Source organism: Sphingosinicella microcystinivorans (genome assembly GCF_027941835.1).
In the GTDB taxonomy this organism is placed as follows: Bacteria; Pseudomonadota; Alphaproteobacteria; order Sphingomonadales; family Sphingomonadaceae; genus Sphingosinicella.
On sequence record NZ_CP116005.1, the window covers coordinates 4,487,717 to 4,501,695 of the forward strand.

Sequence of the window (13,979 nt, forward strand, 5' to 3'; positions counted from 1 at the left end):
TTCAGTCCGCGGCCGCGCGCGCGCCGGGCACCGACACGGTGACGGGCTGGCCCTGCCGCAGCGCGTCGTCGGCATCCTCCACGTTGATCCGCACGCGGTAGACGAGGTCGGCGCGAAGGTCCTCGGTCTGCACCGTCTTCGGCGTGAACTCGGCGCTCGGCGCGATGTGGGCGATCTTGCCGCGATAGGTCTTCGTGTTGCCGTCGGCCTTCACCTCCACCGTCATGCCGGGCGAGATGCGCGAGAGAGCGCCTTGCGCGACATAGGCGCGGATGCGGAGCGGGCGGTCGATGGTCAGCGTCAGCACGGTCTCGCCCGGCTGCACGATCGCGCCCGGTTCCCGCGCCCGCGTCAGGATGGTGCCGGGGTTGGGCGCGAGCAGCGTGGCGTCAGCAAGGCTGGTGCGGGCCTGATCGCGCCGGGCGCGCGCGGCATCGCGCTGCGCGGCGGCGGCGGCGATGTCCTCGCGCCGCGCGCCCGCCTTCTGAAGCGACAGCGCCTGCTGCGCCGCGCGCATCTGCGCCTCGGCGGCGCGGTACTGCGCCTCGGTCGCTTCGAACAGCGCCTGGCTGACCGCACCGGTTTTCACGAGCGCGGAGCGCCGCTCATAGTCCTCGCGGGCACGGGCGAGCCCGGCCGCGGCTTCCGCGGCGCGCGCCTCGGCCTGCGCGATTTCCTGCGGCCGGTTGCCGGTGCGGCGCTTGTCGAGTTCGGCCTCGGCGATGCCGACCTCGGCCTCGGCCGCCTTCAGCGCATCGGTGAGCGGGCGCGTATCGAGCGCGGCGAGCGCCGCCCCCGCCTCCACCTTGGCGCCCTCCTCGTAGCCGATCGTTTCGATCCGCCCCGGCACGCGGAAGGCGAGGTCGACCTGCCGTATGTCGACGTTGCCGTAGAGCGTGAGCGGACCGTCCCGGCCGCGCACGAGCCCGAACCCTCCCGTGGCGACGGCCGCGATCCCAAGGATCGCGGCGGCGGCGATGATGACGAGACGGCGACGGTTCACGCGGCTTCTCCCTGAACGATGCGATCGAGGATGGCGTCAAGCTGATCGAGCGCGATGCGGCCGATGACCTGCTGTTCGGCGGGGCCGATGTCGCTCCAGCCCGTGGCGCGCAGCACGGCCGCCCGCGCGATCCGGAAAACCAGAATCTGCCCGAACAGCGTCACCGCGCGGACGCGCGCGTCCAGCGGATCGAGCGCGCCGCCCGAAGCCCGTGCGAGCAGCGCCGTCACGCGGTCGAGAACCCGCTCCATGAAGCCTTCGTAGAGCACGTTGAACGCCTCGGTCGGGTCGGACTGCTCGCGGATGATGAAACGCGCGAACACCTCGGTTTCCGGGCGCGTCATGATGCCGACCGCGGCATTCAGGAAGGTGCGGAGCGCCGCCCTCGCCGCAGCCGCATCGCCGTCGTCGCCGCATACCGCGCCGGCTTCGTCGAGCGCCGCGCCCAGCCACATGCCGAGCTGCGCGGCGATGTGGCGCGCCGCGGCGAGGTAGAGCCCGTCCTTGCCGCCGAAGTGATAGGTGATCGCCGACATCGGCCTGCCCGCGCGGCGCGCGAGTTCACGCGTGCTGATCCCGTCCGGGCCCGCGAGGCCGAAGCAGTCGATGGCGATCCCGATGAGATGCGCGCGGGTCGCGGATTTCCCGGCCTCGTCGTCCATAGCCTGCGATTAGTTCGTTCGAACGAATGAATCAACCGATTCGCCGCCCGAATTGCCTTTCGCGCGTTCCCGTCCGATGATCGGCCGCGCGAGGACGAGATGCCCGAAGACGCCGCACCCCTGAAGATCACGATCACGCATCCCGATCGCGTCCTCTTCCCGGAAGCGAAGATCACCAAGGGCGCGCTTGCCGACTATTACCGGCAGGTGAGCGCCGTCATGCTGCCGTGGCTGGCGCGGCGGCCGATGAGCCTCGTGCGCTGTCCGCAGGGCCGCGCCCGGCAATGTTTCTACCAGAAGCACGACAACGGCAGCTTCGGCCCCGCCGTGCGCCACATTCCTATCGTCGAAAAAAGCGGCGCCCCCGATAACTATATCTACATCGAGGACGCCGAAGGCATCCTCGCCTGCGTCCAGATGGGCACCATCGAGTTCCACGGCTGGGGCGCGCGCGTCGAGGACGTCGAGCGGCCCGACCGGATGGTGTTCGATCTCGATCCCGACGAGGCGATCGGCTTCGCGGAGGTGAAGGCGGCGGCGCAGGATATTCGGAAGTCTCTTGCCGACGCCGGCCTCGCCAGCTTCCCGCTGCTCACCGGCGGCAAGGGCATCCACGTCGTCGCGCCGCTCGCGCCCGCTGCGGACTGGGACGCCGTGAAGGACTTCGCCGAACGCTTCGCGCACGCCATCGCCGACCTTGAGCCGGAGCGCTTCACCGCGACGATGTCGAAGGCGAAGCGCAAGGGCCGCATCTTCATCGACTGGCTGCGCAACCAGCGCGGCTCCACCGCGATCATGCCCTACAGCGCCCGCGCGCGGCCGGGCGCACCGGTCGCGGCGCCCGTGTCATGGGCGGAACTGGACGGCATCGCCAGGGCGGGCGCCTTCACTGTGAAGGACGCGAAGACGCTGCTGAAACGTGCGGGCAGCCCCGATCTCGCCGGATGGGGCATCGCCCCTCAGCGTCTGAGCCTCAGCGCCAGCGGGCGGTGAGCGCCTGCCCGACCTCGACGTCCTGCGGGAAGTCGACCTCGCCCCACTCCAGCCCCTCGATCGAGGTGACGAGCACCGTGGCGGCGGGGTCGGCGGCGATGTGGTGGATCGCGCGCAGATACCAGCTCCGCGTGCCTTCGGGCGAGTGCATCATGCGCTCCACCTCGGCGCGGAAGCGCGCCGCGCCCTCCGCGTTGAAGCGCAGGAAGCCGATGGATTCGGCGTTGCTCTCCTCCGCCGTCAGGCGCTTGCCGATGTCGAGCAGCCGTTCGCCCTCGCGGCGGACCTTCATGTCGTCGAGGTCGTACTCGTCCTTCACGTCCACCGTGACGCGGATCGGCGCGTCGGGCGCGGCGAGCACGCGCTCGACGATCTCCCGCGAGACGAGCGTGTCGCCGTTCAGGATCACGAACGGCCGGTCCATCAGTCCGCGCGCCAGCCACACCGAGCCGAGATTGTCCGCCACCTGATAGAAGGGGTTGAACAGCGTCCGCACCTCAGCGCCGCGATCCTCCCGGCGCGCGATGGCGGCGTCCACCATGTCCGAGTTGAACCCGACCACGACGGTGATGTCGTCGATGCCGCCCGCGATCAGCATGTCGAGCTGCCAGTCGAGCAGCGTGCGGCCCGAGAACTCGATCAGGCATTTCGGCCGGTCGGCGGTCAGCGGCAGCAGGCGCGAGCCCTGCCCGGCGCTGAGGATGATGGCGCGTCTGGTCATTGCGCGCGCCTAGACCGGAAATGTGGCAGGAAGTGGAATGTGCGCTCAGGCCCGCGCGGCAAGGATCGCGCTCGCGATGGCATGGTCCTCCACCTTGTCGACGTCGATGCAGGCCTCGGGCCTTTCGAGCAATACCGGCGCGGCAGTGACGCCGAGCCGCGCCCCTGCCCGCGCCAGCGCCCGCTCCACGCGCATCGCGCGAAGCAGGTAGCCCGCGAGGAGGCCGGGGCCGAACGCGCGCGCGATGGTACGCACCTTCTTCCGCTCGCTTTCCACGCGCTGCCAGAAGCGCACGGCGGAAAGCGCCGCGGGCCGCGCGAGGAAGAAGAGGTTCGCGCCCGAATAGGCCCCGCCGCGGAACTTGAGCCACGTCCGCCGCGCATCGGGATAGGCGCGCGCGAACACCTCCCGCGATACGAGACCGATGGCGACATCGGTCCCGCGCGCGCCTGCCCCCGCGATGAAACCGGTCAGCGTCTCCGCGTCCAGCAGCACGTTGTCCGCCGTGGTGACGAGAAACGGCCAGCCGCCGGGATCGGCTTCGAGCGCTGCGGCCACGGCGGCGCTCACCGAGTTTCCGCCCGCCAGCACGGCGATCCGCGCGTCCGCCGCCATCCATGCCGTGCCCGGATGCGCGAGCAGCCGCTCCGGCGCCTGCGCCAGCACCACCGTGCGCGCGATCCGGGGGTGGTCCGCCAGCACGCGCGCCACGCGCGAGAGCATCGGCTCTCCGGCAACCGCGATCAGCGCTTTGTCGTCGACGCCGAAATGCGCGGCCAGCGGATCGACCCCCGGCCGCCTCCCGGCGACGAGCAGCGCCGTGACCCGCGGTTCATGCTCCGTTTCCAACCCGCCCCGTCCTTGTCGCAAAATCGCAACACAGCATTCTCGACGCGGCCTATGACCAAACGAGCGCGAAGTCCATGCTTGGCGCGGCCCCCGGTTTCGGCGACAAGATACGGGCCAAGGGGGCATATGTTCGAGGAAACCGTACATGCGTCGTCTTGCCGTGCCCCTGCTGCTTCTCGCTCCGGCTCTCGCGCTGCCCGCCGCCGCCCAGACCGCTCCCGGCGAGAAGGACAAGCCCACCACGAGCCGCGCGCTCGACGCGGCGACGCAGCCGGTAGAGGACGTCAACCTGAAGAAGGACGAGATTCCGCAGGACCTGCTCGACATCCTCGACGATCCCTATTCGCTGAAGGGCATCCGCAAATGCGCCGAGGTGCGCGCGGCAGTGGAAAAGCTCGATGCCGTGCTCGGCCCCGATCTCGACGTCGAGATCGCCGAGGACAAGGGCAAGAAGCGCGCCGACACCGTCCTGCGCCTTTCCGGCAACTTCCTTTCCAACCTGATCCTGCCCTTCCGCGGCATCGTGCGCGAGATTTCGGGCAGCGCGGAGAACCAGCGGCGCTACCGGGCGGCGATCGTCACCGGCGTCGCGCGGCGCAGCTTCCTGAAAGGCTACGGCGCCGCGAAGGGCTGCAAGCCGCCCGCCGCCCCGCTGCCGCTCAGCGCCGAAAAGGCCGAAGCTCAGGCGAGCCGCAGTTCGTCCTGAGGCGTCGTCAGCAGCAGCCCGAGCAGGATCGCGCGCGTCTCGCCGTCCACCACGCCGTCGATGTTGGAAGGCCGGAACCGCCGCTGGAACGCGACGATCGCCCCCGGGCCGTCGCTCACGTCATAGCCGTAGCGTTCGAGCGCGAGGAGCATCCCCGCGTCCGTCCAGTGCGGATCGGCGATCGCGTCCGGAGCCGCCGTCGCAAGCCCGAGGCGGGCGAGGCGCGGCCAGTCGAAAAGCTCGCCCGGATCGGCCTTGCGCGCGGGCGCGATGTCGCTGTGGCCGACGACATTGCCCGGCCGGACGCCGTGCCGCTTCACGATCCCGGCGAGGAGCGGGATCAGCGCGTCCATCTGCGCTTCGGGGAACGGCCGGTAGCCGAACTCGTGGCCGGGATTGACGATCTCGATGCCGACGCTCGCCGAGTTCACGTCGGTGATGCCGCGCCAGAACGACTTGCCCGCGTGCCATGCGCGCCGGTCCTCGTCGACGAGGCGAAGCACGTTGCCGTCCTCGGCGATCATGTAGTGCGACGAGACCTTCGCCTCCGCGTCCGTCAGGCGCTGGAGTGCGGCGGTTGCGGACTGCATCCCCGTGTAGTGCAGCACCACCATCGAAACCGGCAGCGTCCGCGCGTCATGGTTGGGCGACGGGCAATCAATCATCGCTTCACCTCGCGCGCCCATTCCTTGACGAGCCCCTCGTCCGCCTTCTGCGTCGCGCTCCGCCACGTCACCACGGCGACCCCGGCGAAGGTGACGAGCGCGCCGATGGCGAATTCGAAGCTGACCGGCGTGTCATACACCATGATCGCGATGATCGCTGCAATGAGCGGCGTCGGCAAGGTGAGCGGCGCCATCGTCGTCACCGGATAGCGCTGGAGCAGCCAGCTCATCCCGGCATGGCCGACGATCGACGAGCCGACCACCGCATAGAGCAGCCAGCCCCAGACCCGCGCGTCCGCGTCCGTCGCCCGGGCAAGGCCGCCGGGCTCGAACCACAGTGCCGCGGCGAGCAGCAACGGCACGCTCACGAACGCGAGCCACGCGTGGATGGTGAGCGGGTTGACGCCTTGCAGGCGGCGGAACAGCAGCGAGCCCACCGCCCACATGAACGACGCGAGGATGGTGAGGCCGACGCCGAGCCGCTCGTCCCAGATCGCCGGATCGAAGCCCATAATGGCGATGCCGATGAACGAGGCCGCAGTGCCGACGATGCGGACCCAGCGGATCGTCTCGCCGAGGAAGATCACGGCCAGCATCAGGCTGAACGGCACGCCGAGCTGGCCCGCGATGGAAAGGGCCGCGACATTCTCGGTAAGCGCGAAGCTGAGACCGCCGAGGCCCATGAAGACCGCGCCCGAGACGATGCCGGCGATCACGATGTCCACCATGCGCCCCTTCACCGGCCGCAGCCACGGCAGCGTGAACAGCAGCACGATCGCATAGCGCAGGAATACGCCGGTCACCGGCCCGAACGCGGTGATGATCTCCTTCACCGCGACGACGTTCATCGCCCAAAGGAGGTCGATGAACAGGATGAAGGCGAGGTGCGCGGGCTTCATGACGACATGATCGTGCGGTAGGCCGCGTTGATCTCGGCCATCCGCAGGTCCGCGACGCGGATGAACTCGGCGGGCGTGCCTTCCGCGTAGTGCCGGTCGGGATGGTGCCGCTTCACGAGCGCGAGGTAGGCGCTGCGGACCGTCTCCCGGTCCGCGCCGGGCGCCACGCCGAGCACGACATAGGGATCGTCCGGGTCCGGCGCGACATAGCGCGCCTTGATCCGCGCGAAATCGGCATCGGCGATGGCGAACTCGCGGCGCACGCGATCGACGTACTCAAGCTCTTCGCGCGTCACGCCGTCGGCGACGGCGATCATCAGCAACGCCTCGACGAGATCCTCAAGCGCGGGCGATCCGGTGCCGATGATGCTGCGGACCTGCCGGGCATAGCTTTCGAAGCCTTCGGTCGAACGCTTGGCGAGGTTGTAGAAGCGCTCGGCGTTCGCGCGCTCCGCCGCTTCCACCTGGAACAGGCGCTCGAACACGGCGAACTCGTCGGCGGAGGCGTAGCCGTCGGCGCGCGCCATCTTGGCGGCAAGCGCGATGGCGGCGATGGTGAAGGCGACCTGCGCGCGCTCGCCGCGGCCGAGCCGCGCCGCGCCGACATCAATGGCGTGTCCCGCGGCAAGGCCCGCAAGCGCGCCCAGCGGCCCGCCGATGGCGAGGCCGACGGCGGTTCCCAGAATCTTGCCCCAGATCGACATGCGCCGCTGTCTAGACGCTGTTCGGGCCGGATGGAACCGGGAGGCGCGGGAAATCAGACCGCGCGCGCGAAGGCGGGCGTCTGGGGCACCGGAGCGGGCAGGTAGAGCCCCCGGTTCTGCCAGTCGGGCACGAAGGCATTGGTGACACCCAGCACGGTTTCGGCAGCGCCGAGGATGAGGCGTCCATCGGGATTCAGATGCCGGTGGATGCGCGCGAGGACGTCCTGTTTGCAGTCGTGCGCGAGGTACATGAGCACGTTGCGGCACAGGATGATGTCGAACGGCGCGCCCAGCGACCACGGACCGAGCAGGTTCAGCGGCTGGAAGCGCACCATAGCGCGTATATCCGGGCTCAGCGCCCAGTGTTCGCCGGTCTTCTCGAAGTGCGCCATCAGGCGGTGGATGCTGAGGCCCCGCTGCACCTCGAACTGCGAATAGAGGCCGCTTCGCGCCCGCGCGACCGCACGGCGGGAAATATCGGTGCCGACGATGTCGATGGTCCAGCCTTCCCAGCTCGCGCGGTCCTCCGCGAACAGCATCGCCACCGAATAGGGCTCCTGACCCGTCGAGGCCGCCGCGCTCCAGATACGGATGCGGCGCGACGCGGCGCGCGCGGCGCGGAGCTGCGGCAGGATACGCTGCCGGAGCAGATCGAAGGGCTGGATGTCCCGGAAGAAGAACGTCTCGTTGTTGAGCATCGCCTCGACGAGATCGGCCGCAAGCGCGTCCCCGATCCCGTCCCGGGCAAGGCTTTCGAGGAACGCGGAGACGGTGACGCAGCCGTGCGCCCGCGCCAGCGGACCCAGCCGGGACTCGACGAGATAGGTCTTGCTGCGCGCAAGCTCCAGCCCCGCGCGGGCGCGAAGCAGCGCGGCCAGGCAATCGAAACCGGCGTCGCGCCCGTTGTCGGGCCTGGTGTCGGGCGTCGTCACCGGCCCGCCTCCAGCAGGCAGCCGATCGCCGAGGCGAGGCCGCCGACCGGCAGCATCTCGGCGGCAAGGCCCGCCTTCACCACCGCGCCGGGCATCCCCCAGACGACCGAGCTCGCCTGGTCCTGCGCGAGCATTGTGCCGCCCGCCGCGACGACCGCGCGCGCGCCGTCGAGGCCGTCCGATCCCATGCCGGTCAGCATGACCCCGAGCGTCGCGGCGCCCCACACCGCCGCCGCCGAGCGCAGCATCGGATTGACGGAAGGGCGGCAGAAGTTCTCGGGCGCGGCATCGGTAAGGTGCAGCCGCACGGTCCCGCCGGAGCGTGCAACCTCCATGTGCCGTCCGCCCGGCGCCACGTAGACGACGCCGGGCTGCACGGGCATCCTGTCGGTTGCCTCGAACGCCTGTATCCCGCCACGCCGCGCCATGTGCTCGGCAAGGATCGCCGTGAAGGTCGGTGGCATGTGCTGCGTCACGATGATCGGCACGCGCACCGGCTTCGGCAGCTGCTCGATCAGTTCGAACAGGGCGTTGGGGCCGCCCGTCGATGCGCCGATGGCGATCACCTGCGGCGCGGCGCGCGAGGGCTCCGCCCGCGTGTAGGGCGCCGGTGCGGCGGCGGGTACGCGGCGGAGCGCAAGCTGCGGCCGTTCGATTTCCCCGAGCGCGCGGACCTTGCGGACGAACTCGTCGCGGAACGCGGGACCGGCGGCGGTCGCCCACCCGCTGCGCGGCTTGGCGATCGCATCCGTCGCGCCGAGGTTCAGCGCCTCGAACGTCACGCGGGCGCCGCGCGTCGTCAGGGTGGAGGCCATCAGGATGCGCGCGCCGGGCGCCGCTTCCACGAGCCGGGGGAGCGCCGCGATGCCGTCCATGCCGGGCATTTCGACATCGAGCACGATCACGTCGACCGGGTGCGCTTTCGCCGCCGCGATGGCGTCGGCCCCGTTCGCGGCGGTGGCGACCACCCGGATCTTCGGATCGTCGTGCAGCCACTGCGCCATCAGCGCGCGGCTGACGCCGGAATCGTCGACGAGAAGCACACGGATCGGTGCCGATGTCTGCACGATCGGCGCTGCTGCCCTGTTCATGGTCCGGCTCCGGCGCCTAGATGACGCCGACCTGCGCGAGCTTGGCTTCGATGACGTCCCGGTCGAAGGGCTTCATGATGTATTCGTCTGCCCCCGCGTCGATGGCGGCGCGGATGTGCGCCATGTCGTTCTCGGTGGTACAGAAGACGACCACCGGGCGCTTGCCTTCCTGCTCGGAGCGCAGGACCGAAAGGAACTCCATGCCGCTCATCACCGGCATGTTCCAGTCGAGCAGGATCACGTCCGGCATGGCCTGCCGGCACTGTTCGAGCGCGTCGCGCCCGTCCGCCGCTTCCTCGGTCGCGAAGCTCAGGTCCTCGAGGATGCGGCGCGCAACCTTGCGGATGACCTTGGAGTCGTCGACGATCAGACACGATTTCATCACAGGCTCTCGCACTGGGTGTTGCGCAAAATGTTTCTTGCCGTGAAAACCTTGCATTCGCGTTAAGCGGCGGCCGCCAGGTCGGCGTCCATGATCGCCCGCACGCTGGCGAGCACCATCAGCACATCGAGTTTCACGATCCCGTCCGAAACCTGCTGCCAGCGCCGGTCCAGCGTCGGCGGGTTGGGTTCGATCTGTTCGGGGTCGACGTCGATAACATCGCCAACATCGTCCACGATAAGGCCGTAGGGCTCGCCCTGATGCTCGACCACCACGCACATCGAACCGGCGCGGTCCTGCCGCGGCGCGAGGCCGAAGCGCGCCCTGAGGTCGATCGCGGTGACGATGCGGCCGCGCAGGTTCATCACGCCCGCGATCCACCGCGGCGCGAGCGGCACCGGGCTCACCGTGCCGAGCCGGATGACGTCCTGCACACGGGCAACGTCGATGCCGAGGAGTTGGCCGCCGAGCACGACCGTGACGAGTTTCGCCGGAATCACGCGGCCTCTCCCTTCAGTTGGCGGGCGACGGCATCGAGCAGCCGGGACCGGTCGAACTTGGCGACATACTGGTCGAAGCCCGCCGCCTCGCCCTGCCGCACGTGATCGTCGCTCGCGAGCGACGAGAGCGCGACCAGCGGCGTCCCGCGCCAGCGGTCGTCGTCCCGCACGGCGCGCGCGAAATCGACGCCCGAGAGGCCGGGCATTTCGATGTCGGAGAGGATGAGGTCGAACTGCTCGCCGGAGTCGCGAAGCGCCAGCGCCTCGTCCGCGCTCGCCGCCGTCGTCGCCCGGTATCCGGCGGACGCCAGCAGCGGTTTCAGCATGTTGCGGAAGAACGCGCTGTCGTCGACAATGAGCACGCGGCGCCCGGCCTTGTCCCCGGCAGCGACGGGCGAGGCCCCACCCGCCAGCGCGAGATAGTGCGCAACGTCGAGGATCTCCGTGGCGCGCCCCGCGATAACCGCCGTGCCGAGCCGCGCCGGAAGATCGCTCGTCATCGAGATGTCGACGTGCGTGTCGACGATGTCGAGCACCTCGTCGACCATCAGCGCCACCATGCCCGCGCCGTTGTCGAAGATCAGTGCGGGCTGGCGACCGGACGAATGCGGCACTCCGTCTCCATCGACCGCGAGCAACGGCACCAGCGCGTCGCGGTATTGCACGACCGGACGACCTTCGCTCCATTCGACGGCGGCGGCATCGAACTCCTCGAGCCGTGCGACGAGCGCCAGCGGCACCGCCTTCGGATGCGGACTTCCCGCACGGAACAGGAGCATGGCGTCGGTTTCGACCGCGGCCTCCCGCGCGGACGGTACAAGCGGATCGCTGCCGTCACTGTCTCCAGCGATGCCGAGGCTTGCCGCGATCCCGTTCGCGTCGAGGATCATGATGACGGCACCGTCGCCGAGGATGGCGTTCCCCGAATAGACGCTGAGCGCCTTCAGAATCGGCGCGACCGGCTTCACCACCACCTCTTCGGTATCGAAGATGTTGTCGACGATGAGCCCGAAGCTGATGTTCCCGGCCCGCGCGACGAGCACGTAGTCGCCCTCAACGCGGCCGCCCCCGATACCGAGCAGCGCGCCGAGATGGATGAGCGGCAGCAATCGCCCGCGCAGGCGCATAACGGCGGCGTTGTTCACGTGTTCAACGACATGCTCGCTGTTCGGCCCCACGCGCACCAGCTCGACGACCGCCATCTGCGGGACCGCGAAGCGCTGGCCGCCCGACGCCACGATGAGCGCGGGCAGGATGGCGAGGGTCAGCGGAATGCGGATCGTGAACAGCGAACCCTTGCCGGGCGTCGATTCGATGTCGATCGCACCGCCGATCTTCTCGAGGTTCGCGCGCACCACGTCCATGCCGACGCCGCGCCCGGACACGGACGTCACCTGCTCCGCCGTCGACAACCCAGGATGGAACACGAGCCGCTGCGCCTGCTGCGCGGAAAGCTGCACCGCGTCGGTCTCCGTCAAAAGCCGAAGCGCCACGGCCTTTGCCTTGAGCCGGGCCACGTCGATACCGCGCCCGTCGTCGGCGAGCGTGATGACGATGTGTCCGCCTTCCTGCGCCGCCTTCAGTGCGATGCGGCCACGCAGATCCTTGCCCGCCGCCTTGCGCTGCTCCGCCGTCTCGATGCCGTGATCCGCGGCATTCCGCACCATGTGCGCGAGCGGATCCTTGATGAGTTCGAGCAACTGGCGATCGAGTTCGGTCTCGCCGCCGTGCATTTCAAGTTCGATCGGCTTGCCGAGTTCGACCGCGAGACTACGCACCAGCCGCGGCAGCGCGCTCCACGCGTTGCTGATCGGCTGCATACGCGTGCGCATGACGCTTTCCTGAAGCTCGCCGACCTGCGCCGACAGCCGTTGCAGCGGCACCGCAAGCCGGTCGTCCTTCAGGGTCCGCAGGTGTTGCAGAAGCTCGTTGCGCGTCAGCACCAGCTCCGAAACCGTGGTCATCAGCTGTTCGAGGAGCGCGACGGACACGCGGATGGACTGGATGCCCCGGCCTGCGGCTGCGTCCTGTTCGACAGAAGCCGCCGGCTGCGGCTCGGGCGCCGGTTCCGCCTTCGGCGTTTCGGAGGGTGCGATCGCGGCGTTCAGCCGCGCGATCTGCACCTCGTCGTCCCCCGCCGGCTCCTTGCCCGACGCCTCGAGCGTCGCGAGGATCGCCTTGATGCCGTCGATCGCGGCGAGTGTTTCGCCGACCACGGCGGGAGAGACCTCGGCCTGACCGTCGCGGACCTTGCCGAGCACGGTTTCGGCGGCGTGCGCCAGCCGTTCGAGGCGCGGCAGATTGAGGAAACCGCACGTGCCCTTGATGGTGTGCACCAGCCGGAAGATGTTGTTGAGCACGTCGCGATTGCCGGGGTCGCGCTCGAACAGCACGATCTCATTGTCCACGGTCTGCAGATTTTCGGCCGTTTCGGTCAGAAAATCGCTGAGCAACTCGTCCATGTTCCGTCCCGGTCTGTGCGCGCTGCGCCACCTTGACCGGAAGTGGTTAATGCCGCGCTAAGCGGCGAGGCGCGTTCCGAAGACGAGAACACCTTCGTCGGGCTCGGAAATCTGCAGGCTGCTGCCGGTTTCCTTGAGCAGCAGGTGGACGAGGTACGCCGCCGCCGCACGGGGCGTCAGCTGCGCAACATCGGTTTCGCCGCCAAGCGCGGCACGAAGCTCGGGATCGAGGAGCATCCGCGGGCCTTCCGCGCGCACGGCAAGCTCGACGCCTTCCCCCGTCTGCTCGGCCGCGACGCGAAGCTCGCCGCCGCGCAGCAGCGCGTCTCCGGCGATCATCGCGAGGTTGAGCAGCAGCTTGACCGCGTCCTTGGGCAGCGCCGGGTTGGCGACCATCCACTGCACCGCGACGCGCCGCTCCGCGCCGAACAGCCCTTCGAGCGCCGCCTGCGCCTCGCGCGTGTCGACCTGATCGCCGAAGCCGCCCGCCGCGCCGAACGCGAGGCGGAAGAATTTCAGCTTGTTCGCGGTCTGCCGCGCGCTGTCGGAAAGCAGTTCCATGCAGCGGGCGCGCATCTCGGGATCATGCTCGTCGACGAGCAGTTCCACGCCGTTGTAGAGCGCGCCGACCGGTCCGACGAGATCATGGCAAAGTCGGGAGCAAAGCAGGCTCGCGAAATCGGCGGAATTCATCCTCTTGCCGCTCCCTCTGGCATCACACGCCCCGCCTAACCGCTCATACGCGGCCGTGCAAGCGTTCAAAACGCGCCGGATTCATCCGAAGAATCCTCGATAATCCGCACACCCATCGCCGATGTGCGGCCGTCTGCAAGTTGCGTCAGCTCGAATTCGACACGCTGACCATCGGCAAGCACGGTTATGTTCGATTGATGCAGGGCCGAAACGTGTACGAATACATCGCGCGTGCCGACATCGGGCCTGATGAAACCGAAGCCTTTCTTGCGATTGAACCATTTGACTTCACCGCGCGCCAACGCTTGCCTCTCAGACTTCTTGCACGACCAACGCTTCGAACCGGCCATGTATGGGGCCGTTTGCGACGACACGGTAGGCTTTTTCGCCGTCCTGCCCCAGAATGAGCCAGATCCACCCCGCATCTCGCGCGCGCTCCGTATCGAGACGCGAGGGAAACGCCGGCGCATCCGGGTGCGAGTGATAGCAGCCGAGGATTGCGGGGCCGCCGCTCCGCGCACCGCGATGCGCGGCGAAGAGCACTGCGGGGTCGATCTCGAAGTGCCGCAGCCTTTCGTCCGCGACATTCGCAGCCGCAAGGCCGCTTTCGACCCGGCCGTCGCGCCCCAGCAGCAATCCGCAGGCCTCCTCCGGTGCGCGCGCGGCGCAATCCGCGCGAATTTCCGCAAATGCCCGCCTTGCAATTCGAAGCATCAT

Annotated in this window: 16 protein-coding genes and 1 pseudogene; 2 read left to right on the forward strand and 15 right to left on the reverse strand. The window is 69.1% G+C overall.

What is annotated here, in order from left to right; genetic code table 11:
- Nucleotide 1: 1 nt before the first annotated feature.
- Nucleotides 2-1,003: an HlyD family efflux transporter periplasmic adaptor subunit gene (locus tag PE061_RS21465; protein WP_271257168.1), complete on the reverse strand. Its 1,002-nt coding sequence runs from the start codon at nucleotides 1,001-1,003 to the stop codon at nucleotides 2-4.
- The gene (locus PE061_RS21470; protein ID WP_271257169.1) at nucleotides 1,000-1,665 is read right to left on the reverse strand and encodes a CerR family C-terminal domain-containing protein; all 666 of its coding nucleotides are present in this window, start codon (nucleotides 1,663-1,665) and stop codon (nucleotides 1,000-1,002) included. Before PE061_RS21470 ends, PE061_RS21465 begins: the two co-directional genes overlap by 4 nt.
- Nucleotides 1,666-1,743: 78 nt before the next feature.
- On the opposite strand from PE061_RS21470, the pseudogene ligD reads away from it, so the two are divergent.
- Nucleotides 1,744-2,658, forward strand: a pseudogene (ligD, locus tag PE061_RS21475) (non-homologous end-joining DNA ligase); the annotation flags it as partial.
- Here ligD and PE061_RS21480 read toward each other — a convergent pair.
- Nucleotides 2,639-3,379, reverse strand: coding sequence for a phosphocholine cytidylyltransferase family protein (locus tag PE061_RS21480; RefSeq protein ID WP_271257170.1), 741 nt, complete (start codon nucleotides 3,377-3,379; stop codon nucleotides 2,639-2,641). The pseudogene ligD and the gene PE061_RS21480 sit on opposite strands and share 20 nt — an antisense overlap.
- Before the next feature lie 45 nt (nucleotides 3,380-3,424).
- Nucleotides 3,425-4,228, reverse strand: coding sequence for an NTP transferase domain-containing protein (locus tag PE061_RS21485; protein ID WP_271257171.1), 804 nt, complete (start codon nucleotides 4,226-4,228; stop codon nucleotides 3,425-3,427).
- A 145-nt stretch (nucleotides 4,229-4,373) separates the two neighbouring features.
- Here PE061_RS21485 and PE061_RS21490 point away from each other — a divergent pair, with 145 nt between their 5' ends.
- Nucleotides 4,374-4,934, forward strand: a complete 561-nt coding sequence (locus tag PE061_RS21490; RefSeq protein WP_271257172.1) for a hypothetical protein — start codon at nucleotides 4,374-4,376, stop codon at nucleotides 4,932-4,934.
- Here the strand turns inward: PE061_RS21490 and PE061_RS21495 are convergent.
- The 11 genes from PE061_RS21495 to PE061_RS21545 form a co-directional block, all read right to left on the reverse strand.
- A complete protein-coding gene (locus PE061_RS21495) occupies nucleotides 4,910-5,599 on the reverse strand; it encodes an N-acetylmuramoyl-L-alanine amidase (protein ID WP_271257173.1) in 690 nt (229 codons plus the stop codon). The genes PE061_RS21490 and PE061_RS21495 overlap by 25 nt on opposite strands.
- Nucleotides 5,596-6,498 carry a DMT family transporter gene (locus tag PE061_RS21500; RefSeq protein WP_271257174.1) on the reverse strand — a complete coding sequence of 301 codons (903 nt, stop codon included), beginning with the start codon at nucleotides 6,496-6,498 and terminating at the stop codon, nucleotides 5,596-5,598. The genes PE061_RS21495 and PE061_RS21500 overlap by 4 nt, the downstream gene beginning before the upstream one ends.
- A complete protein-coding gene (locus PE061_RS21505) occupies nucleotides 6,495-7,202 on the reverse strand; it encodes a J domain-containing protein (RefSeq protein WP_271257175.1) in 708 nt (235 codons plus the stop codon). Before PE061_RS21505 ends, PE061_RS21500 begins: the two co-directional genes overlap by 4 nt.
- A 53-nt stretch (nucleotides 7,203-7,255) precedes the next feature.
- A complete protein-coding gene (locus PE061_RS21510; RefSeq protein WP_271257176.1) occupies nucleotides 7,256-8,134 on the reverse strand; it encodes a CheR family methyltransferase in 879 nt (292 codons plus the stop codon).
- Complete coding sequence (cheB, locus tag PE061_RS21515; protein ID WP_271257177.1) at nucleotides 8,131-9,225, reverse strand: chemotaxis-specific protein-glutamate methyltransferase CheB; 1,095 nt, start codon at nucleotides 9,223-9,225, stop codon at nucleotides 8,131-8,133. The genes PE061_RS21510 and cheB overlap by 4 nt, the downstream gene beginning before the upstream one ends.
- Before the next feature lie 16 nt (nucleotides 9,226-9,241).
- Nucleotides 9,242-9,607 (reverse strand): response regulator, encoded by a 366-nt coding sequence (locus PE061_RS21520; protein WP_271257178.1) that lies wholly within the window; start codon nucleotides 9,605-9,607, stop codon nucleotides 9,242-9,244.
- Nucleotides 9,608-9,669: 62 nt separating this feature from the next.
- Nucleotides 9,670-10,107, reverse strand: coding sequence for a chemotaxis protein CheW (locus PE061_RS21525; RefSeq protein ID WP_271257179.1), 438 nt, complete (start codon nucleotides 10,105-10,107; stop codon nucleotides 9,670-9,672).
- Complete coding sequence (locus PE061_RS21530) at nucleotides 10,104-12,569, reverse strand: chemotaxis protein CheW (RefSeq protein ID WP_271257180.1); 2,466 nt, start codon at nucleotides 12,567-12,569, stop codon at nucleotides 10,104-10,106. Before PE061_RS21530 ends, PE061_RS21525 begins: the two co-directional genes overlap by 4 nt.
- Nucleotides 12,570-12,626: 57 nt before the next feature.
- Nucleotides 12,627-13,262 carry a histidine phosphotransferase family protein gene (locus PE061_RS21535; RefSeq protein WP_271257181.1) on the reverse strand — a complete coding sequence of 212 codons (636 nt, stop codon included), beginning with the start codon at nucleotides 13,260-13,262 and terminating at the stop codon, nucleotides 12,627-12,629.
- A gap of 65 nt (nucleotides 13,263-13,327) precedes the next feature.
- The gene (locus PE061_RS21540) at nucleotides 13,328-13,564 is read right to left on the reverse strand and encodes a cold-shock protein (protein ID WP_420794356.1); all 237 of its coding nucleotides are present in this window, start codon (nucleotides 13,562-13,564) and stop codon (nucleotides 13,328-13,330) included.
- Between the two features lie 10 nt (nucleotides 13,565-13,574).
- Entirely contained in the window at nucleotides 13,575-13,979 is a 405-nt protein-coding gene (locus PE061_RS21545; RefSeq protein WP_336297011.1) for a M67 family metallopeptidase, read from the reverse strand.